At 49.7% G+C, this 22,668-nt stretch carries 15 protein-coding genes, 1 tRNA gene and 1 pseudogene; 4 read left to right on the forward strand and 13 right to left on the reverse strand.

All coding sequences use genetic code 11. The features are described from left to right. Positions 1-96: 96 nt before the first annotated feature. From DXC51_RS12500 to DXC51_RS12515, 4 genes are read right to left on the reverse strand one after another with little or no spacing between them, the layout of a single operon-like run. Entirely contained in the window at positions 97-798 is a 702-nt protein-coding gene (locus DXC51_RS12500) for an ABC transporter permease (protein WP_025491323.1), read from the reverse strand. Then, positions 795-1,787 (reverse strand): ABC transporter ATP-binding protein, encoded by a 993-nt coding sequence (locus DXC51_RS12505; protein WP_330413829.1) that lies wholly within the window; start codon positions 1,785-1,787, stop codon positions 795-797. Before DXC51_RS12505 ends, DXC51_RS12500 begins: the two co-directional genes overlap by 4 nt. Before the next feature lie 41 nt (positions 1,788-1,828). Further along, positions 1,829-2,770 carry a sensor histidine kinase gene (locus DXC51_RS12510; protein WP_117544711.1) on the reverse strand — a complete coding sequence of 314 codons (942 nt, stop codon included), beginning with the start codon at positions 2,768-2,770 and terminating at the stop codon, positions 1,829-1,831. Next, entirely contained in the window at positions 2,767-3,489 is a 723-nt protein-coding gene (locus tag DXC51_RS12515) for a response regulator transcription factor (RefSeq protein ID WP_025491320.1), read from the reverse strand. The genes DXC51_RS12510 and DXC51_RS12515 overlap by 4 nt, the downstream gene beginning before the upstream one ends. 292 nt (positions 3,490-3,781) lie before the next feature. Here DXC51_RS12515 and DXC51_RS12520 point away from each other — a divergent pair, with 292 nt between their 5' ends. Beyond that, positions 3,782-6,622, forward strand: a complete 2,841-nt coding sequence (locus DXC51_RS12520; protein WP_021639748.1) for a transglycosylase domain-containing protein — start codon at positions 3,782-3,784, stop codon at positions 6,620-6,622. Positions 6,623-6,751: 129 nt separating this feature from the next. On the opposite strand, the gene DXC51_RS12525 is transcribed toward DXC51_RS12520, so the two are convergent. The 5 genes and pseudogenes from DXC51_RS12525 to DXC51_RS30600 form a co-directional block, all read right to left on the reverse strand. Beyond that, complete coding sequence (locus tag DXC51_RS12525; protein WP_035324083.1) at positions 6,752-8,224, reverse strand: glycoside hydrolase family 32 protein; 1,473 nt, start codon at positions 8,222-8,224, stop codon at positions 6,752-6,754. 67 nt (positions 8,225-8,291) lie between these two features. Then, complete coding sequence (locus DXC51_RS12530; RefSeq protein WP_021639746.1) at positions 8,292-9,392, reverse strand: glycoside hydrolase family 172 protein; 1,101 nt, start codon at positions 9,390-9,392, stop codon at positions 8,292-8,294. Between the two features lie 206 nt (positions 9,393-9,598). After that, the gene (locus tag DXC51_RS12535) at positions 9,599-10,060 is read right to left on the reverse strand and encodes a class I SAM-dependent methyltransferase (protein WP_117544712.1); all 462 of its coding nucleotides are present in this window, start codon (positions 10,058-10,060) and stop codon (positions 9,599-9,601) included. Positions 10,061-10,974: 914 nt separating this feature from the next. Next, positions 10,975-11,718 carry a flavin reductase family protein gene (locus DXC51_RS12540; protein ID WP_330413830.1) on the reverse strand — a complete coding sequence of 248 codons (744 nt, stop codon included), beginning with the start codon at positions 11,716-11,718 and terminating at the stop codon, positions 10,975-10,977. A gap of 3 nt (positions 11,719-11,721) precedes the next feature. Next, positions 11,722-12,009, reverse strand: a pseudogene (locus tag DXC51_RS30600) (DUF3795 domain-containing protein); the annotation flags it as partial. A 143-nt stretch (positions 12,010-12,152) separates the two neighbouring features. Between DXC51_RS30600 and DXC51_RS12550 the strand changes: the two are divergent. After that, positions 12,153-12,225 (forward strand) — tRNA-Thr (locus DXC51_RS12550). Positions 12,226-12,435: 210 nt separating this feature from the next. On the opposite strand, the gene DXC51_RS12555 is transcribed toward DXC51_RS12550, so the two are convergent. The 4 genes from DXC51_RS12555 to DXC51_RS12570 form a co-directional block, all read right to left on the reverse strand. Beyond that, positions 12,436-14,313, reverse strand: a complete 1,878-nt coding sequence (locus tag DXC51_RS12555) for a hypothetical protein (RefSeq protein WP_147332364.1) — start codon at positions 14,311-14,313, stop codon at positions 12,436-12,438. Positions 14,314-14,502: 189 nt separating this feature from the next. Next, the gene (locus DXC51_RS12560; RefSeq protein WP_243003190.1) at positions 14,503-16,386 is read right to left on the reverse strand and encodes an ABC transporter ATP-binding protein; all 1,884 of its coding nucleotides are present in this window, start codon (positions 16,384-16,386) and stop codon (positions 14,503-14,505) included. Next, on the reverse strand, positions 16,383-18,119 hold the full coding sequence (locus tag DXC51_RS12565) for an ABC transporter ATP-binding protein (protein ID WP_117544714.1): 1,737 nt from the start codon (positions 18,117-18,119) through the stop codon (positions 16,383-16,385). The genes DXC51_RS12560 and DXC51_RS12565 overlap by 4 nt, the downstream gene beginning before the upstream one ends. Further along, positions 18,116-18,580: a MarR family winged helix-turn-helix transcriptional regulator gene (locus tag DXC51_RS12570; protein ID WP_021639735.1), complete on the reverse strand. Its 465-nt coding sequence runs from the start codon at positions 18,578-18,580 to the stop codon at positions 18,116-18,118. Before DXC51_RS12570 ends, DXC51_RS12565 begins: the two co-directional genes overlap by 4 nt. A 425-nt stretch (positions 18,581-19,005) precedes the next feature. Between DXC51_RS12570 and DXC51_RS12575 the strand changes: the two genes are divergently transcribed. Both DXC51_RS12575 and DXC51_RS12580 read left to right on the forward strand, forming a co-directional pair. Next, positions 19,006-21,522, forward strand: a complete 2,517-nt coding sequence (locus tag DXC51_RS12575) for a ribonucleoside-diphosphate reductase subunit alpha (RefSeq protein ID WP_117544715.1) — start codon at positions 19,006-19,008, stop codon at positions 21,520-21,522. Positions 21,523-21,609: 87 nt separating this feature from the next. Further along, the gene (locus DXC51_RS12580) at positions 21,610-22,653 is read left to right on the forward strand and encodes a ribonucleotide-diphosphate reductase subunit beta (RefSeq protein ID WP_025491314.1); all 1,044 of its coding nucleotides are present in this window, start codon (positions 21,610-21,612) and stop codon (positions 22,651-22,653) included. The last annotated feature ends 15 nt before the right edge of the window (positions 22,654-22,668 follow it).

Genomic DNA, 22,668 nt, shown 5'->3' on the forward strand with positions numbered 1-22,668 from the left:
TATTTTTTCAAACAATCATGGAACTCCGCTTTTTCCAACTGACAGGCTGCCCTGCTATTTTCTATCCGGCCGGCATCTGCAAAGCTTATACATCAGCTATACATCCGTCCTGCAAACCCGCCTGCACGTATATACGGCGGCCACAATTCCCACAAGGCACAGCAGAACCGGAACTGCCGCTATGCTGTAAAGCCGTCCGTTTACGTTGTCCCCAAAGCCTCCGTTAAGCACCATGCTGATTATTGACGCCGCCACAATCGTCTGGGATACTGATTTTTTCCGCATACCGAAGGGCAGGGCAAGAAGGCTGATGCCGCAGAGCAGAACGCCCTCCAGAAGGATCCCCGGCACCGCTTCCGCAGCCATCTGCAGGGAAATATGCTGGGGGACCATGTTTTTCCAGTTGTTAATCAGGGTTACCGATACAATATAAACAAGATTAGACACCGTATACCCCACGAAGGTAATCAGGGAAACCAGCAGCAGCTTGCAGCCCAGCAGTTTTTTCCTGGGTATGGGATAGGTAAACAGGTTCCTGGCGTTACCTGTGTCAAATTCCCCTACCACAACCCTGGCGATGAGCACTCCGGCAAACACAATAAAACACACCCTGTAAAGAACATCGCCTATCAAAAACAGTTCCTGCACCGTGGTAAACGGAAAGGTTCCATCCTCCGCCAGCGTGGAATAACAAATCAACACGACAAATCCCAGGCAGAAAAGCATAATGGAAACCAGGGCTATCAGCGTGCCCGTAAACTTTTCTTTCATAAGTTCCAGCTTCATTAAGTGAATCATTCCCCATCCTCCCCTAACATACCGAAGAAATAATCCTCCAGCGTATCATTTTTGCTTCCCATGTTCAGAATTGCCACCCCTGCCTGCACCAGCAGCCTGCTGATTTCATCAAAGGGCAGATCCTGATAAATACGGAGCCCGGAATCGGAAATGATTTTATAGTTCAGCCGTCCGTATCGTTCCTCCAGCGCAATGGCCGCTTTTCTTACGTCATTCACATGGACCTCCAGATATTGGACCGCCTCTCTGCGGATTTCCTCCATCGGCATCTCTTTAAGCATCCTGCCTTTATTGATAACGCCCACAGTATCCGCCAGCTGTTCGATTTCAGAAATGATATGGCTGGAAATCAGAATTGTGGTTCCACAGGCCTCTTTCAGATGCACAAGCAAGTCCCTGGTCTGCCTTATGCCCACAGGATCCAGCCCGTTGATCGGCTCATCCAGCAAAAGCAGCTTTGGCTTTGCCAGCAGCGCCCTGGCGATTCCCAGGCGCTGCTTCATGCCCAGAGAAAATTTCCCCACGATTTTCTTCTCACAGCCCTGCAGCCCTACCTGCTCCAACGCCTGTTCAATTCTTCCATCCTCATAAATCCCCATGTACTCACAGTGCAGCCTGAGATTTCTTCCCGCGCTGAGTTTTTCATAAAAACAGGGCGTTTCAATAAGATTTCCCACATAACGCAGATACGTATAGGAATCCGGAAGCACCGGCTCCCCGAACACCCTGATATTGCCGCAGTCCGGCTTTGCCAGGTTCAGGATCAGCTTCATCATCGTGGTTTTACCGGCGCCGTTGGGCCCCAGGAAACCATAGATTTCCCCTTCCTTCACATGCATGGAAGCGTTCTTTACCACTTCTTCATTTCCGTACCTTTTGGTGACATCCTCCAGTACAATCACATCCGACATTTTCTTCTCACTTTCCTTTATCCGGCGATCTGCCGTTTTTTCTATCTGACTGATAACGATTATACTGTCCCCGGCCATTCAAAAGATAACAAATTCCTTACATTTTCCTGTCAGGCCTCTTACATCTGCACATCCTGCGGAAAAAACAGCGTAAAAACAGTCTCCCTGTAGGGCCTGCTCTTCACACGGATGCTGCCGCCCATGGCTTCCGTCAGCCGCTTGGTAATCGTCAGCCCCAGGCCGCTGCCTTGGTATTTCTTGTTTCTGGAATCCTCCAGCGTGGTCAGCCTCTCAAAAATTTTATCCTGGTTTTCCTCCACGATGCCTTTTCCCCGATCCGTCACCCTGATCGCAAGCCCGCGGTCCTCTCTGGCGACAGAAATCCCCAGATACCGGCCATCCGCGCCGTAACGGAGGGCATTCTGAATCAGGTTCCCCAGAATTCTCTTCATGGCCTGGGCGTCCCCGCTCATATACAGCTCCTCCTCCGGAATGGATGCTTCCACCGTAAAACCCGCATCCTGAAGCATTTCATAATACCCCGCCAGTTCGCTTCGGCAGATTTCACACACATCGATTTTCGCCTTCTCCATCTGCAGCTCGCCTGACTCCATTTTTGCCAAATCAAAAAAGAGCAGCAGCATATCCAACACATCCCTGGTTTTGGCATATATTTTTTCCACCTTTGTCCTGACGGCAGGCGCAAGGCTTTGCTCCGGGGCCAGCAGCATCTCCGCATATCCGTACACCACGGTGAGGGGCGTTTTCAGATCATGGGATATATTAACAAGCATCCGCCGTTCCCGCTCCTCCTGCAGGCGCGCCCTGGCCGTCAGGCTGCCCTGCAGCTCCAGCAGCCGGTTCACCCGGGCCGCCAGCTGACGTACGGCAGGCTCGTCCGAGTATACAAGCACGCTGTCCTCCCCTCCCTTTTTCAGGGATTCGTCCAGCTGGTTATTCAGATCCTCCAGCTGTCCCGACAGCTTCCTGTATTTATAAAAATACACAATAAACAACGCGGCAAACAGGCTCCCCGCCGCCAGACATATCACAAGCTTCACTCCGCTTCCCCCGTTCCCATTTTATAACCGATCCCCCAGACGGTCTTAATATAGACCGGCGCCGAGGGGTTATCTTCAATTTTCTCCCGCAGCCTCCGGATGGTGACGTTGATTACATTTTCATCCTTCAGGAAATTCTCATCCCATACCGATTCATAAATCTGGATTTTCGTATAAACCCTGGAGGGATTTCCGGCCAGGAGCCTCAGAATATCGAATTCCTTTGCAGTCAGGCTGATACCTTCCCCACGTTTTTGTACGGTCAGATTACCCGGATCGATGAGCAGATCCCCGATTCGTATCTGCGTCTGCCCGGCTTCGTTCTCCCTTTCCGGCATGCTCCTGGCGTATTCGTTGGCCCGCCGCAGGAAGGCCTTTACCCGGGCCTGCAGCTCAATCACGGAAAAAGGCTTGGTTATATAGTCATCCGCGCCGTATTCCAGTCCCAGCACCTTTTCATATTCCCCGTTTCTGGCCGACAGGATGAGCACCGGCACCGTGCTTTTTTCCCTGATTTTACGCAGTACGGTAAGACCGTCCACCTTCGGCAGCATCAGATCCAGGACTACCAGATCCCAGCCCTCTTTCTCCGAAAAAAGCTGCAACGCCTGCTGGCCGTCCTCCGCCGACGTGATACGGTAGCCGGGCAGCGATAATGCTTCCTCTATCATGAGCCGGATATCCGGTTCGTCTTCTATGATTAACAGTCTGAATTCCATGGATTCTCCTTTCCCCGCCGTCGCAGGTTCCTCCGGCTTTTTTATTATATCCTGTGCATCTGTTATCAGCAAGTGATTCAGCTCCCCCCTATGTTTAAAAATGTATATTATTGTGAACAATTCTTAATATGGAAGAAAAACCTTTATTTACCTGCCTATATTTGCTATAATCAGATAAGTAATGCCATTTTGGAGCTGTCGGAAAAAGCCCTGAAATGGGACATTACAGGTGGTTTTTTGTGGATACTGGTTCCATAAAACTTCCTGTTTTAACTTAAGGAGGCATAATTTCATGAATTATGGCAAAAGAGGTGCCGCAAAGAAAAAAAAGGCACTGCGTTCCAAATCAAAAAAATGGAGCAAGCGATTTGCTCTTACCTTTTTTAAAGCCATTCTTCTGCTCATTCTGGCCGTGGGAATTATCGGTGTCTGCGGCGGTCTGGGAGTTGTAAAGGGCATTCTGGCGTCAGCGCCGGATACGGATATCGATGTGTCGCCCAGCGGCTTTTCCACCTTTGTTTATGATGCGGAGGGCAATCAGATTGCCAAGCTGGATGCGGAAGGCTCCAACCGTGTGCCTGTAAGCATGGACAAGATTCCTGAGAATCTGGCGCATGCTTTCGTGGCAATTGAGGACGCACGTTTTTACGAACATAACGGAATTGATATCAAAGGTATTATCCGTGCCGGTTTCATTGGCCTGACTTCGGGACATTTTTCCGAGGGCGCCAGTACCATCACCCAGCAGCTGATTAAGAACAACGTTCTTACAAGCTGGACAAGTGAAAGTGAAAAAGGCTTTGCGGTCAAGGTAAAGCGTAAAATCCAGGAGCAGTACCTTGCCATCATGCTGGAAAAGCAGATGGATAAGGATAAAATCCTGGAAAACTACATGAACACCATCAACCTGGGGCAGAACACCCTGGGTGTGCAGGCGGCTTCCAAGCGTTATTTCGGTAAAAATGTATGGGAGCTGAATCTCTCCGAGTGCGCGGTAATTGCCGCCATTACCCAGAATCCTTCCAGATATAATCCCATCACCCATCCTGAGAAAAATGCGGAACGCCGGGAAAAGGTGCTGGGCGACATGCTGGAGCAGGGCTACATCAGCCAGTCCGAATTCGACGAAGCGCTGGGTGACGACGTTTATTCCCGCATACAGATTGTAAATGAGGAAACCGGCGAAACAGCCATCAACTCCTATTTTGTGGATGCATTAACGGAAATGGTCATGGAGGATCTGGAAGCTGCAGGCTATTCGGAAACCCAGGCTTTTTCCCTGCTTTACAGCGGCGGCCTGAAGATTTACAGCACGCAGGATCCCACCATCCAGGCTATCTGCGACGAAGTATGCTCCAATGAGGAGAACTATCCCGACGGCACTACCTGGTATCTGAATTACCAGCTGACAATCCAGCACGCCAACGGGGAAACCAATAACTACAGCAAGGAAATGCTGGAGGATTATCTGAAGCAGAATGGAAGCGATAAAAAATATCCCCTGCTTTTCTCCTCCCAGGACGATGCCTATGCGGCAGCCGAGAACTATAAAGCATCCCTTCTTCAGGATGGGGACGAGGTGCTTGCGGAGAAAATTTCCATGACGCCCCAGCCGCAGATTTCCATGACCATTGAGGATCAGTCCACCGGAAATGTGGTTGCCCTTGTAGGAGGCCGCGGCGCAAAGGAAGCCAACCGTACGTTAAACCGCGCCACCTCCACCACCAGACAGCCCGGTTCCACCTTTAAGATCGTATCCACCTACGCGCCGGCTCTTGACAGCGCGGGGCTGACCCTGGCGGATGTATTTGTGGACGCGCCGTTTAACTATGCCAACGGCAAGCCGGTATCCAACTGGTACAGCTCCGGCTACCGCGGAATCTGTTCCCTCCGGGATGGTATCCGCGACTCCCTGAACATTATAGCGGTTAAGACGCTGACCTCCATCAAGCCGCAGCTGGGATATGATTACCTTCAGAATTTCGGCTTTACCACCCTGGTGGAAAGCGAAGAACGTAACGGACAGATTTTTTCCGATATTCAGCAGTCACTTGCCCTGGGCGGCATCACCCATGGCGTTACCAACATGGAGCTGAATGCTTCCTATGCTACTATCGCAAACGGCGGCACCTATATTAAGCCCAAGCTTTATACCAAAATCGTGGATCACGACGGAAATATCCTGATTGACAACACCGCAGGGGAAAGCCGTCAGGTTATCAAGGAAAGCACTGCCTTCCTTCTGACGGACGCCATGGTGGATGTTGTTACCTCCGGTACCGGCACAAGCGTCAACTTCGGCGGCATGTCCATTGCAGGAAAAACAGGTACGACCTCCGATTACAACGATGTATGGTTTGCAGGCTACACGCCTTACTACACCTGCACCACCTGGACAGGCTATGACAATAACGCCAAGCTTTCCGGCAAGAACGGTGAAAGGAACCTGGCGAAAACCTTATGGCGCGCCACTATGAGCAAGATACATGAGAACCTGGAAAACAAGGCCTTTAATGTACCTGCGGATATCGTTACCGCCACCGTATGTTCCCAGTCCGGCAAGCTGCCGATTCCGGGTATGTGTGATGAGACTCTGAAAACGGAGTATTTTGCCAAGGGAACGGTGCCCACGGAAACCTGCGATGTACACTATCAGGGAATGGTATGCGAATATTCCGGCCTGCCCGCCACGGAATTCTGTCCTTTCGGCGTGCCCGGTACGGTAACCATGACCCCTGCGCTGGATGCGGCGCTCAGCGGCAATGTTAACCAGAACGCGGACGGTACGGCAGCCAACCAGTGTCCTCATAATGCCGCATTCTTCGCTGATCCCAATGCCAATGCGATAATCGCCCAGCAGCAGCTGGAGCTGGATGCAAGGCATATGCTGGCCAATTACGATGCACAGATGGCAAACCTGCAGGCAGCCCTGCAGAACGCGCAGGCAGTGCTTCTCAATGCCCAGCAGCAGGCAGCGGCGGCAACCGATCCTGACAGCCAGGCAGCGGCGCAGAACGCAATCACCCAGGCGCAGCAGGAAATCGACAACCTGAATTCTCAGATTATGGCCCTGCAGAATGCCCATGCGCTTCAGCAGCAACAGGACCAGCAGGCCGGAACACCCGGCCAGTAAATCAGTAAATGCAATTGGAAAAATAAAAAGTCCCGGGAGCTCCATGGCGGCCATCGCCAATCTCCCGGGACTTTTTTTACCTCTGTCATCCTGCTGTCCGGCAGCTGCATATGCAAACCGCTGCCTGATTTATACAATAATATCGTATTTTGTTATGTCAAACACGGCTTCTCCCGTACAGGAGAAGGCGATTCCATCCGCTTCAAGAGGCGTATACAGCAAAGAGGTCATCGCCTGCTCCCCATCATTCACGAAAAGCTCCAGCGCATATTTATCAAGTAGCACTCTCAGCCGGATACAACCATCCTTCTGGTCCACATACATGGTCCGGCTGCAGATCATGTCCTTACGCTGCCCGCTGTAGGTTCTGTCTGTGGTCAGCGTCCCCTGATTCACATCATAGCTTACTGTAGTCACATAATCTCCGTCTGAAGCCAGATGAACTGTAAAGGATGAGGCCCTGCGCACGTCTACGTCCAGCGTCATATCCAGGACTCTTCCGCTGATTCCGGGAAGCCTGCGCTGGCCGTCCGCCTCACACAGCCTCACATCCCTGCAGGCAACCTCATTCCTGCGGTAATTTTCCAGTTCCCTGACAGGATTCTGTATCAGTTTCCCACTCTTAAGCTTCAGTTCTCTGGGAACAGTCATCATTCCGGACCACTCAAACTCCTCCGGGGTAAGATAATTATCCCAGCTTTGCAGCCAGCCGACCATCACCCTTCTGCCGTCTGCAGTTTCCACCGTCTGCGGCGCATAAAAATCCATCCCGAAATCCAGGCTTTTTGCCTTGCCTCTATGGAATTTACCGTTTTCCTCATCAAAGCTTCCCACAAAATATATGGAATTATGCCCGTTATGGAATTCCAGCCCCTCCGCTCTCATGAACTGCGGCGAAACAATGAGCACATGGCTGCCGTCCAGCGGGAAGAAATCCGGGCACTCCCACATCTTTCCATATCTGCCGCCGTTGGCGTCAAGAATGCTTTTAAACTGCCATTTCACGGCATCCGCCGAAGAAAACAGGGCCAGCTGCCCGCTTCCATCCGCGTCCAGGCTTCCAATTACGGAATAAAAGGTATCTTTTTCCTTCCAGATTCTCGGATCGCGGAAATCCACCACAGAGCTTCCCTCAGGCAGGGCGTCACTTTTGATAACCGGATTGCAGGACAGCTTTTCGTAGTTGACGCCATCGCCTATGGCAATACTCTGGGTCTGCCTTATTTTATGTGTTCCGTCCTCCTGCAGCCTGTCATAGACGCTGGTATACATCAGGATATGTTTTCCGTCGTGCTCCACCGCGCTCCCTGAAAAACAGCCCTGCCCGTCATATTCCGTGTCAGGCGCCAGGGCGCAGGGAACCAGCTCCCATTTGATAAAATCCTTTGTTTTCTGATGCCCCCAGTGCATGGGGCCCCAGGAAGTGCCATAGGGATAGTACTGGTAAAACAAATGATATTCGCCCTGATACCTGGAAAATCCATTGGGATCGTTGATCCAGCCCACCGGCGGTGTCAGGTGAAATACACATTTCTGTTCCGACGGTATCTGCTCCTTCTTCCCGGCTTCATATTCTCTTGCTTTATCCAATTCTCTGCTCATCTGCGTTCTCCTTAATACTTGATAACCATTCTTTCTTTTGGCCGCTGCCTGTACTCTGGCCGCCATGCTATCTTGGCCACCGTTCTTTTCTTTCCATCAGTTTTCCGAAGGGCTGATGAGGCTCGGCCTGATACCAGTAGGCTACGGAAGCCACATCGTCCTGTCTCTCAAACAGGCCTCCGTGATACACCCCAATCTGCTGGACAGTCACCTTCAAATCCTCCTCAAACAGGACAGGATCCATGATGTGCCAACGGTAAAAGCTTCTCTGGGGCATTTGGTCGTCGTTGTGGTAATCATTATGCAGAAAGGTGTCATGGTGGGAATAGTACGGATAGCCCAGGAACGGAGTACAATAAGTATTCTCCACCGTACGCCCGTTCTCCTGCGTGGCAAAGCTCCATGCCCCGCCGAAATAATCCTCCGTCCCGGTTCCACATATCGTGGGATACTCTTCATCCCCGTCGATATAAAACTTCACCTCGCCTTCCCCATACCAGTAGCGTTCCAGCGTTGTCAGAGCCATATAGGTACCCACGTACTGCCCGCGTCCCTTAACGCCGTCCAGAATCACATAATCCTTTCCTTTTTCCGTCAGACGCGCTCTTCTCCAGCTGGCATGAAAATACCCGGTATCTTCCGGAAGTTCATCCAGAAGGCAATAATCCACCTGATAAAAGAAAGCATTTACTGTCTCATCACACTGGTTTTCAATAGTGATTTTAGCCTTTTTCCTGAAAGGCATGGGGAAATAACTGTTAAAGCCTCTGGTGGGATTCACCGCTATGGGCATGGAATTTACCGGATAGGACACGCCGAAGCCGCAGCAGAAAAAATCTCCCAGCGGGCTTTCCACAGAAGGGCTTTCTTCCCCGTCCCAATACATACGCAGCACAAGATCCCGGAGAATATAGCGGTTTCTGTCGCTTGTCCTGTCAGTCACCGTAATCCAGATATGCTGTATCACGCCGGGACCGTCTATTTCGGCCAGCGTCACGGTTTCTCCCGGCTCCAGTCCCGGAATACAGGGTGAGCCTTTCCTGGAAGGCCCCAAATCACTGGCCGCCATCCCTCCCTTTCCTTTTTCTCCCGTCCGGTTCTCCCAGTTAATGCTTCTGCTTTTTCCCTTTTTCAGCAGGGGCAGGCCGCTGAGGCTCCCATAAAACATACGCTTTCCCTCCTTAAAAAAGCAGGCAAATCGAACTGCCCGCTTATGTGGTTGAAATAGTTATGAAACGATTCATATTTAGTTGTATGGTATCATTAATGGATAGTGCTTGTCAACATGGAATCGATGACAAATAAGCTGATAACATCCTTAAGAGCATATTAGAGTTATATACCTGAAATTATCTGTATAAGGCAACATTATCATTACAGCTTTTTTATAACAATAACATCAAATTTCCCATTCTTAACTATGTAGCTATAATGCCGCTCATCTAAAAATGGCAGCAGGCTTTCTTCCATAATCACTTTGTCCAGCTTCCAGCTTGCGCAGATAAGCAAAACACCTTCTGGCTTAAGAACTCTCATACTCTCGGAAATAACCCGGGGCAGATTATCAAGATGCCCTACCGCGTTCCAGATTACGGCAGTATCAAACTTATCTTTATTAAATTCCATATTACAGGCATCCATTATCTTAAAATACACATTATCAATTTCATTCAGCACAGTCGGCACTCTTTTTCTTTCTATGTCAATACAATATACCTCTTTAGCAGTACGCGCCGCCAGAATAGTCAGTTCAGCACCTCCGCATGCTATCTCCAGAACGGATCTATCTGTAAAATAACCGCTTTCCTGAGCAAGCAGTTGTTCTATCATTTTCATGATTTTTCCGGTCCCTTTCTTCTCTTATCTTTGATGAATACATCATAGCATATTTAAAGGTAAATCACCGCCTGTTCTGTAAAATTCTCAAATACCACTCGTTTCATGCTCTAAATCTTCATACATCAAACCATCATACAGTTACTCTCTTCACCTGAGTCACCCGCCCCCCAGCTGCTAAATCCCGGAATGCACAGACAGACGGCGAACCGCTGTTGCACCGAAAGAAATAAAAGACATATCTTAACATTACTGCCTTTCTGTAAAATCTATCATCAATACAGTAAAAAAGGTAAAATCCGCCGATTTCAGCGGCATATATTTAAATGGAAGGGGTTCTAATGATAAATTCAGACGAGTTAAATCAGATTTTAGAAAACTTACCCTTTATCATAGAAAGAGACAACTCTGCAGACTATGATTTAAGTGAAGATGTTTCCAGTATTGTATATTATGTTGATATTTTGTAACTGTTCAGCAGGTCAGCGCATTTACTGCGTTGACCGTAAGAAAGTGATTCAAGAGTGCTAAAATCCATCGCCAAAGGCGATTTAGGATGGATTTTAGCAGTAACTGTGAGGGGTACTGAACAGTTACGATATTTTTAAATGCGGCAATTCAGACGTTGTCAGCAGACATATCGAATTTATATTCGGGGACTATTTTGAACTGCATGAAGAGGATGCTTTATCCCAATCTATTTCCACCCGGTGCAGTTTACAGACAATATCTGAAGAATCAGAAAATTGTCCCTGATTAATATTCCAGGATTGTTCCTGTGAATTGGTGCCATAAACGGACTGCCCCTGCATGGCCGCCCATTTATCCATCTGGTTCAGCAGCGCTTTATAACTTTCAGGCGCTGCTGCAATTTTATTTTTCCTATGTAATTCCGGAACCGCGGTTCTCTAATATCAATATTCACCCATATCCTTATACTTTGTCAGAACTGCAATCCAATCGTGTGATTTTCCGGTAAAATCCTCCGGATTTATAGGATAGTGAATATTATAAAGCAAACCGTTTCCGCCATATCGCCCCTGCTTCGTTTCGTCCAGATGCTGTTCATCCACACATACATTGACCACTTCCAGGCACATTAATACATGGGGGCTGTTTTCAGTTATTTCCCGTTCCCATAAATATTTACACTCCAAATTCATGAAGCACTCTTCTATAACCGGTGCATCAACCTTTGACGCTGGTTTTGCAGTAAGTCCTGATAATGCAATTTCGTCATCCTCAAACCCATTATGTTTTATGGTTGCCAGGCAAAGTTCATATACATCAGCAGACGGGAAATTAAGAACCACTTCGCTTTTTTCTTTTATAGTCTGATATAAATGCCCTTTTTTATTGACGCTTGACAATATCGCATAAAATCCCTTTGAATCACCGCTAAAACAAGCCCAGGACTGCAGGCATGCATTCGTTTTCCCATTTGATTTATATGATGTGGCTACAAATAAAGGAGAAGGAATTGCCGTTACAAAATCCATCCAGGAAAAGCCATAAGTTTCTGTTTGAGCCATTGACTGTGGGACAGATGAATATTCTTTTTTCATTTTGACTTGCTGTTGTGTCTGCCATTGCCTGCACTGCTCAATTCTTTTTCCATTGTCTCCCTCTTCCTCGGCATATGCAAACTGATTAAGCACTTCGCAGGGGAACTCCGGACAGCTGCCGCAATGCTCCTGTTTTCTCCCTTCACAGCATGATTTTAAAGGACAGGCATCGCCCCAGAAAGGCTTGTCTATATTTACACATCCTTTACATCCCATCTGTTCCCGGTACTTGCACTCACTGCACAGCAGGCCGCATCTTGATTCAATCATAATTTTATACCTCCTATCTGCACACAGAATAACACAAGTAACACGACAACAGTATGTCATGTTACTTGACAAAATTTTATGCCATATATATTTTTTCTGTTTGCCCGGGTTCATTCTGATTGCTATATGCTTTTTCCTTTGATAACTCTCCAAAAACAAAAAATAAAAAAAATGAAATTTATTGTTGACAAAACAGATTTTGTCATGCTATACTAGCTTTCGGTGACAGCGAGAAACACCTCGCAGGACACCGGAATGCTGCTGTGGCTCAGTCGGTAGAGCGTCGCATTGGTAGTGCGGAGGTCACGGGTCCGATTCCCGTCAGCAGCTTATGAAAAGCCCGTAGATTACGGGCTTTTTTCATGTCATCAAATAAAACCACCTGAATTCAGGTGGTTTTATTTGATGAGCATTTGAAAAACAAACATATTTAAGCTGCCATTATAAAGACAACGGCTTCCTGATAAATAAAGTGCATTTATTTACATTGCGCCTGAATCTGATCGATGTATGATTCCGTCAAGAAAATCCAGGCTATTCCTATTTCACCACCTGATATGCAATATAAGAATCGTCCTCAAAGACAACCTCCATATGCTCCTCTATCCATTCCCATGGAAAATCCTGCGTATTCATCTCATACGGCCACACCAGCGCCTCCCCTTCCGGCCCGGTCTGCACCTTATCCATGAGCACATAATCCGGCTGCTCATAATCCATAACCAGTTCCTTCCCTCTGCACCTCTGAATATGGAAATACAGATTCAGCCTGGCGTATACGTCGCCTACAAGAACCGTATCCACCTCCTGCTCATCAAGCTGTTTCAGGGCCGCATAAATATGATTATCCCTGCTGTCATAGCCCGCATTATATTCAGGCAGCCTGCAGCTGTATACCGAAAATAAAATACCAGCCGCCGCAAACACAAAGGCCGCCCATTTGCCCACACGCGCCGGGACTTGCGCCCCTTTTCCTTTTGCCGCAAGGCTGCGCACGATATCAGCCACAGCATACACCATCAGCACAAACAGCATTGCCAGAACGCTTCCCATATAGGTAAAAACCCGCAGATACGGGAACACACACTGTACCGTCAGAAAAACCGGCACCATAACGGTCAGAACCACCGTATAAAGAGCGAGGAAAAACACAGGCATATCCTTCCTCCAAAATGCCCTGACACACAACAGAAGCGCAAGAACCAGCCCTGCCGCTGTCAATACAAGTAAAATACGTCCGCCGTTTGGATACACCTGATTCGCAACCCGCTCCAGGTATTGGATAAATTCACTGTTAAAACGGCTTCTGTCAATGCTCTGAATATTCGGATCAGAAAGCATCGCCTGCATGCCCCTGGAAAAAGCGGCAAATGGATCGTGCAGCAGCACATAAAAATGCCCCTTCCCGAAAAACGGTCCTGCTTCCTCCTTTACAAGGAAATTGGAGCCAATAGCAAGCCAGATAATCGTATACAGCCCAAAGGTTGCCAAAGCTGCTGCCAAAGAAGCCCCTATCAGCCGGAACAACGTCTTGTATTTCCCTGAAAAAAGGAGATACAGCCCTCCTGCCATGCACACCGGAACCACCCAGTACAGATTGCTGGCAATCGTATAAAGCCCGCCCGTTAAGCATGCCGCAAATCCTACATAATACCAGAAGCGTCGGTCTATTTTCCGCCCTTTTATTTTCCGCCCTTTTATTTTCCGCCCTTTTATTTTCCTGCCTTTTATTTCCCTGCCGCTTATTTTCTGCAGTTCCTTTATCCTGCCTTCACCCTTCTGACCGCCTTTTTCATATTCCTGCCCTGTTCCTGCAAAAGCACCACTGATCCCGCCTGCATCAGGTACACAGATTTCATAAAGGCAATTCACCGCTGCCAGCAGGAAAAAACCGGAAAGCGCATAACCTCTCCCCTGGGCCGCCTGCTGCACCACATTATACATTGCCGCAAACAGCGCGGCGCCCGCCGCAGCCAGATTGGCAGGGACAGCCTTGCGCAGAATACGGTACAAAAGCAGCAAGCTGCCCATGGAGGCCAGGAAGGAAATTCCCCTGAGCCCGATATAAGGGCTTCCCAGCTTGTTCAGGACCGCCGACAACGCAGAGAAAAACACATGGTTATTCGGCAGCGGCCAATGAATCATGGAATAGATTACCCCTCTGTCAATAAAGTTTTCATAGGTATAAAGTTCATCGTACCAGGGCGGAATCGAGAACATGCGCCATAGGTAATAAATCCCCATCCCGCAAAAAAGCAGGCAGAACAGGGCATTCTCCCTGAAAAATCCCGCAGGGCCGCGTTTCCCGTCATCCTCGGAAGCCGTTGCAGCCTTGGAAGCATTTGCAGCCTCGGAAGCCGTTGCAGCCTTGGCGCCGTTGCCAGCTTCAGCGGCTTTGGTATTCTTTTTATTCTTCATTTCCAATCACCCAATCATTTTATTCTGCAGCCGTACCGCTTCCCCCGGCCGCTTTGTTTCTTTTTACAGTATGGACAGAAAAAACCGGCAGCCTCCTTTACGCTCCGGATAGCTGCCGGTTTTGTTTCCGCTTCCTGCGCTGTCCGGCACGGTCTGCCGCATGGCGCAATTATATCATATCTTTTTCCATTATTCCAGTTCGCTCTTTCCTGTATACAGCTCGTAATATCTGCCCTTCATGGCAAGCAGGTCGTCATGGCTTCCTCTTTCGATGATCTCGCCGTGCTCCAGCACCATAATGGCATCGGCATTGCGGACCGTGGAAAGACGATGGGCAATGACCAGGGTGGTACGCTCCGCCATCAGACGGTCCATCCCCTTTTCAATATGTTTTTCCGTCCTGGTATCCACGGAGCTGGTCGCTTCATCCAGGATGAGAATGGGCGCCCTGGAAATCGCCGCCCTGGCAATGTTCAGAAGCTGTCTCTGGCCCTGGCTTAAATTCGCCCCGTCACCCTCAATCATGGTATCGTACCCCTTATCCAGCCTCATGATAAAGGAATGGGCGCTGGCCGTCCTGGCCGCCTGCTCCACCTCCTCATCCGTGGCATCCAGCCTGCCGTAACGGATATTTTCACGGACCGTCCCTGTAAAAAGATGGGTGTCCTGAAGCACCATGGCAATGTTGCGGCGGAGGTCATCCCTCGAGATATTTTTGATATCCACATCGTCAATGGTGATTTTGCCCTTATCAATGTCATAAAAACGGTTGATAAGGTTGGTAATCGTTGTTTTTCCGGCCCCCGTAGAGCCTACGAAGGCAATTTTCTGGCCTGGCTTTGCATACAGGGAAATATCCTTCAGAATCGTTTTATCCGGGTTGTAGCCAAAGGTCACATCCTCCAGCCGCACATAGCCTCTGCAGTTCGTAAGCTGCACCGCCTCCGGTCCGTCCTCCGGCTCCGGCTTCTCATCCATAACGGAGAAAACCCGTTCCGCACCGGCCAGCGCGGAAAAAATGGTATTCATCTGCATGGAAAGCTCATTAATAGGTCTGCTGAACTGCCTGGAATAATTCACAAACACGGTAAGCCCGCCGATATCAAAGCCCCTGAGCACACAGAGGATGCCACCGATACAGGCTGTCAGTGAATAGCCTACCTGCCCCAGGTTTCCCATGACAGGCCCCATGATACCTCCGAAAAACTGCGCCATGATCTGCTTATCCCGCAGATCATAATTTAAATAAGAAAATTCCTCCTCCGCAATCTCCTCATGGCAGAATACCTTGACCACCTTCTGTCCCGTTACCGTTTCCTCAATATAGCCGTTCAGAGTTCCCAGCGCCGCCTGCTGCGCCTTGTAAAACCTGCGGCTGCGCATGGTGACAAAACGCGCCGCCTGCATCATCAGCGGCACCGTAACCACGGTAATCAGCGTCAGCCAGACATTGGTATACACCATCAGGCAGAAGGTGCCGATAACATTGATCATACTGGAAATGATCTGGACCACGGTATTGTTCAGCATTTCCCCCACCGCATCCACGTCGTTGGTAAAACGGCTCATAATATCACCGTGGTTGTTCGTATCATAAAACCGGACCGGCAGCTTTTGAATTTTTGCAAACAGCTCATTTCTTATTTTAAAAATAGCATGCTGGGATATCCCAATCATCACGCGGGACTGCAAATACTGGGCAACGATTCCCACCGCATAAATACACGCCATAATCACCAGGGAATGCAGCAGCTTATCCGCGCTCCCGTTTTCGGAAGTCAGGCTGTTTATGATGGGACGCAGCATATAGGAACCGGCCAGCATGGCAATGGTATTAATTATGACACATGTAAAAACCAGCGCAAGCTTGTATTTTTCCTCCTGGATATAGGAAAGCAGCCTTTTTATGGTTTTTCCCGCATTCTTCGGCTTGCCTCCGGGCATCCGCCCACGGCCTCTTCCCGGCCCGGGGCCTCCAGGCCTGGGTCCGCCGGGACCTTTTCCCTGTGCGCCGGCCTGCTGCGCCGCATAGGAATATTTTCTGATCAACGCTTCTTTTCTGGCCTCGTTCATGATGCGCTCACCTCCCTGTCCATCTGGGAATAGTAAATTTCCTGATAAGCCTCACAGCCGGCCAGCAGCTCCTCATGCCTGCCAAGCCCTACAATCCTTCCTTCATCCATAACCACGATCTGATCCGCATTCATGACGGAGGTGATGCGCTGCGCAATGATCAGCTTGGTGGTATCCTTCAGCGTCCCGGTAAAGCTTTCCCTGATTTTTGCCTCCGTTGCCGTGTCCACCGCGCTGGTGCTGTCGTCGAGAATCAGGATTTTCGGCTGCTTTAAAAGAGCCCTTGCGATACATAACCGCTGCTTCTGGCCGCCGGACACATTGACACCGCCCTGGCCCAGCTGGGTCTGATAGCCATCGGGGAAGGTTTGCAGGAAGGCATCCGCCTGTGCCGCTTCCGAAGCCGCACGTACCGCCTCCTGCGAAGCTTCCTCATCGCCCCACATCAGATTCTCCTCAATCGTACCTGAAAAAAGCACATTTTTCTGCAAAACCATTCCCACGCCATTTCTCAGGTTTTTCAGGGAATAATCTCTCACATCCACGCCGTCCACCAATATCCTTCCTTCATCCGCATCATAAAGCCGGGGGATCATGGAAACAAGCGTTGTCTTGCCACAGCCGGTGGAGCCGATGATCCCCACCGTCTGGCCAGGCTCTATGGTCAGGCTGACATCGTCAAGCACCTTCTCCTGGCTGTCCTTATAATACCGGAAGGAAACCTGCTGAAACTCAATCCGCCCCTCCTGCACCGTTTTTGATGTCTGTTTTGCATTCTCGTCCGTCAAATCGATTTCCGTATCAAGGATTTCGTTGATTCTCCTGGCGCTGGCAACCGCCCTGGAGCTTTGCAAAAAAACCATGGCCAGCATCATCAGCGACATGAGGACCTGCACGATATAGGTAGTAAAGGCCGTCAGGTTCCCTACCTGCATATCCCCCACAAGCACCTGCTTTCCGCCCATCCATACCACTGCCAGCGTGGTTGCGTTCATAAAAAAAGCCATGAGGGGCATCTGCAGGATAACCACCTTGAAGGCCCGCAGGCTGGAATCCTTTAAATCCTCATTGGAATCGGAAAAACGCTTTTCTTCATACTCCCCTCTGACAAAGGATTTAATAACCCGCACATTCTGCAGCGTTTCCTGGATATTGGAGTTAACCTTATCCAGCTTCTTCTGCATGATGGTAAACCTTGGGAAAGCCGTCCTCATAATGATTGTAATGGCAATGATCATGACCGGCATGATAATCAGAAATACCCTGGCCAGCCTTGCGTTCATGGAAAAAGCCATGATAATGGCTCCGATGAGCATTCCCGGGGCGCGCAGCATCATCCTTAATCCCATCATAATCAGGTTCTGTACCTGCGTGATATCATTGGTCAGCCTGGTCACAAGGGAACCGGTGGAAAAAGCATCAATATTTGCAAAGGAAAACTTCTGCACCTTTTTAAAACAGTCATTCCGCAGATCGGCGCCGAAGCTGATGGATGCCTTGGAAGCAAACCAGGCCCCGCCGATCCCGCCGCCCATCATAATGAAAGCAATGGCGATCATCGTCAGCCCCGTTCCGATAATATAGGGCACATCCCGGTTGGCCGCGCCCACATTGATAATCCTGGCCATATAGGCAGGCAGGATAACCTCACCGGCCACCTCTGTAATCATAAGAATCGGCCCTAAAATAAACGCATACCAGTAGGGCTTCACGTACTTCAGATACCGTTTCATTTACTGTCCTCCCCGTCCAGGCGGCTGTTCTCATCTGCCATATTTTTATAAGCCCGTTCCATAAAATCCAAAAACTGCGCCATTTCTTCATCCGTAAAGCCATCAAAAAAGCACCGGTCCGTCTCCTCAAAAATAAGAAAGCTTTTATGGATGACCTCCTTCCCCTTTTCCGTCACGCTTACCTGGTTGATTCGATTGTCGGCTTCATCCGCCAGCCGGGTAATATAGCCTCCCTTTTCCAGCTTCTTCAAAGACACTGCTATAGCGGCCGCCGAAACATCAAACTTCTCCGCCAATCCCACCTGGGAGCAGTTGGGATTCCTGTACAGCTCCATTAAAAGCCTGTGCTGCGTGGGATACACCCCCGTATGGCAGACCTTCCTGTCCAGATAACGCCGCAGCATGGTATCCACCCTGCGGAACATCCTTATTGAATTGTGCGCCAATTCCTTTCTTTCCATCTTTTTCCGGCCGCCGCTCCTGCACGGCCCCTCCTTTTCTCCATTAGTCTGCCAGTTTCTCCTGGCAAAGGTTAAAGTTAATGTGTTAACCCTTAAACTAATTAATAGTTATCTAGTTAATAATTTTAATTATAACTATAATAAAAGTCAAGCATATCTCCAATAATAACATGGAAAGAACAGATAGCTGCAGCCTGTGATAAACAATATTAGGAATCGTTCTTGTATTTGAACTAGATATAGTATATAATGGACTCAATTCGGCAAAGAAAACACTACTTTTAGTGCTGCAGCTATCTCAGTCCGCTATCTGCAGCAGCGGCCGGAGCCTGCCACACCAGATATGGTTTTAAGCAATCATACATAAAAAAACCGCCGGCCGCCGGAATTTTTTTACCAGGCGGTCCCGTTTAAAGGAGACAGAAATGGAAATCACAAAGCGCAACGGCCGCAGCGAAACCTATGACGGCCATAAAATCATTACCGCCATGAAAAAGGCATTTGAAAGTACCGGAAGTAATCCCGCCCCCTCCGTTATGGCGGATCTGCTTCATGCCGTAGAGGAAGGGCTTTCCGAACAGAATATCACCAGCGTGGAAGGCATCCAGGATCAGGTGGAGCGTACTCTGATGGAACAGGGCTTTTTTGCGGAAGCGAAAAATTATATTCTCTACCGCCAGAAGCGTTCCCTTCTCCGGGATGCCAGGGCCGCCCTCAGCCAGTCCGCCTCCGACAGGAAGCTGGAACAGGTTTTCAGAAAAATACAGAAGGATTTTCCCCAGGAGGAGTATTCCCTCCTGCATCTTTCCGCCAAGTACACCGCTTTTTCCAAACCTGACATGAAGCCGGAGGAAAAGCTGTCCGCTCTCATAAAAGCTGCCGTGGAGCTGACTACCCAGGAAGCCCCGCGCTGGGAGTTCATTGCCGCCAGGCTTCTCAATTACCAGAGCCGCCAGGCCATCGATGCACGCATGGAAGAGGCGCGCATTACCTGCTTTTATGAAAAGCTGCGCTATCTCACCGATCAGGGCTTGTATGGAAGCTATATTTTAGAACAGTACAGCCGGGAGGAAATTGAGGAAGCGGCGCTGTTTCTGGATGACAGCCGGGATGAGCTGTTCACCTACGCAGGTCTGGATCTGCTCCTCAAGCGGTACTGCATCCGCACGAAGCACCATATTCTTCTGGAAACGCCCCAGGAAATGTTCCTTGGCATCGCGCTCCACCTGGCCATGAAGGAAAAACAGAACCGGCTTATCTGGGTCAGAAAATTCTATGACTGCCTCAGCCGTATGGAGGTGACTATGGCAACTCCCACCCTCTCCAATGCGCGTAAGCCTTACCATCAGCTTTCCAGCTGCTTCATTGACACGGTGCCTGACAGCCTGGATGGAATTTACCGCAGTGTGGATAATTTTGCCCAGGTCAGCAAATTCGGGGGCGGTATGGGGCTGTACTTTGGAAAGGTGCGCGCCACCGGAAGCTCCATCCGCGGCTTTGTAGGTGCGGCAGGCGGCGTCATCCGCTGGATTAAGCTGGTAAACGATACCGCTGTGGCTGTGGATCAGCTGGGCATGAGACAGGGAGCGGCTGCGGTCTATCTGGACGCCTGGCACCGGGATCTGCCTGAATTCCTGCAGCTGCGCACCAATAATGGGGATGACCGTATGAAAGCCCATGATATTTTTCCCGCGGTCTGCTATCCCGACCTGTTCTGGAAAATGGCGAAGGAGGATCTGAATCAGGACTGGTATCTCATGTGTCCCCATGAGATACTCACCGTAAGGGGCTACTCCCTGGAAGACTATTATGGCGGGGAATGGGAAAAACGCTATCTGGAATGCATTCAGGACTCCCGTATTTCCAAACGCGTCATTTCCCTGAAGGAAATCGTCCGCCTGATTCTGAAATCAGCGGTAGAAACCGGAACTCCTTTTACGTTCAACCGGGATATCGTAAACCGCGCCAACCCCAACAGCCACCGGGGCATGATTTACTGCTCCAATCTGTGTACGGAAATAGCGCAGAACATGTCTCCCATCGAGACCGTCAGTACAGAAATCAAATCAGAAAACGGGGATACCGTCATCGTCACCACAACCCGCCCCGGGGATTTTGTTGTCTGCAACCTGGCAAGCCTCTCCCTGGGTAATCTTCCTGTGGAAAACGACGCCTGCCTTTCTGATGTGGTAGCCACCGCAGTGCGCGCCCTGGACAATGTGATCGATCTGAATTTTTATGCCCTGCCCTATGCCAAACTGACCAACCGCCGTTACCGCAGCATTGGCCTGGGCGTCAGCGGCTATCACCATATGCTGGCCAAGCGTCAGATTCCCTGGGAAAGTGAACAGCACCTATCCTTTGTGGATGATGTCTTTGAACGTATCAACCGCGCTGCAATCGCTGCCAGCTCTGCCATTGCCGCAGAAAAAGGCAGCTATGAATACTTTGAAGGAAGTGACTGGCAGACCGGCGCCTATTTTGACAAGAGAGGCTATACCTCCCCCGAATGGGAACAGGTACGGCAAAACGTGGCTGCCCATGGCATACGGAACGCCTATCTGCTGGCGGTGGCTCCCACCAGCAGCACCAGCATCCTTTCAGGTACCACTGCAGGTCTGGATCCGGTGATGAAACGTTTTTTTCTGGAAGAGAAAAAAGGCTTTATGCTGCCCCGTGTCGCTCCCGAGCTGTCCATGAAAACCTACTGGTATTATAAAAATGCCCATCTCATTGACCAGAGCATGAGTGTCCGCGCCTGCGGCGTGCGGCAGCGCCATATCGACCAGGCGCAGAGCATGAACCTATATATCACCAATGATTATACCCTCCGCCAGGTACTCTCCCTCTATGTGCAGGCCTGGGAATGCGGAGTAAAAACCATTTATTACGTACGCAGCAAATCTCTGGAGGTAGAGGAGTGCGAAAGCTGCTCCTCCTAAGTAAAAGGCCCCGGCGGCCAGACGGCTGATAAGCGGCTGAAGTAAACAGAACCGGCCATATCCCTGCCGGACAGAAAGGACAGAAGCATGAACGAATTAAGGAAAAAACCCCTTTTTAACCCGGAAGGAGATACGGATGTGCGTCTCCGCCGGATGATTAACGGCAATACCACAAACCTGAACGATTTCAATAATATGCGTTATCCCTGGGTCAGCGACTGGTACCGCCAGGCCATGAATAATTTCTGGATCCCCGAGGAAATCAACCTTTCCACAGATGTAAAGGACTATCCCCGCCTGTCCCCTGCGGAACGGACAGCCTATGATAAAATCCTGAGCTTCCTCGTCTTCCTGGACTCCATCCAGACCGCCAACCTGCCTCATATCGGCGAGTATATCACCGCCAATGAGGTGAATCTCTGCCTGTCCATCCAGACCTTCCAGGAATGCGTGCACAGCCAGAGCTACAGCTATATGCTCGACACCATCTGCAATCCCACGGAGCGCGATGCCATCCTCTATCAGTGGAAGGATGATGAACACCTTCTTCGCAGAAACACCTTTATCGGGAACTGCTATAATGAGTTCCAGGAGCACAGGGATTCCTTTACTCTCCTGAAGGTTATGATGGCCAATTTCATTCTGGAGGGCATCTATTTCTACAGCGGCTTCATGTTCTTCTATAACCTGAGCCGCAATGGCAAAATGCCCGGTTCCGCCCAGGAAATCCGCTATATTAACCGGGACGAGAATACCCATCTGTGGCTTTTCCGCAATATCATTCTGGAACTGCAGAAGGAAGAGCCTGAACTTTTTACGCCGGAAAATATCGCTGTCCTGAAAGAAATGCTGGAAGAAGGCGTCCGTCAGGAAATTGACTGGGGCCATTATTGTATCGGCAACGCCATACCCGGACTGACAAAGGATATGATAACAGACTATATCCATTATCTGGGCAATCTGCGATGGACCAGTCTCGGTTATGAACCGCTCTACCCCGGGCATACTGCCGAACCGGAAAGTATGGCCTGGGTCAGCCAATATTCCAATGCCAACATGGTCAAGACCGATTTCTTTGAGGCAAAAAGCACGGCCTACGCGAAAAGTACGGCTTTGGTGGATGATCTGTAAACTGGAGTCAGCACA

This window comes from Eisenbergiella massiliensis (genome assembly GCF_003435485.1).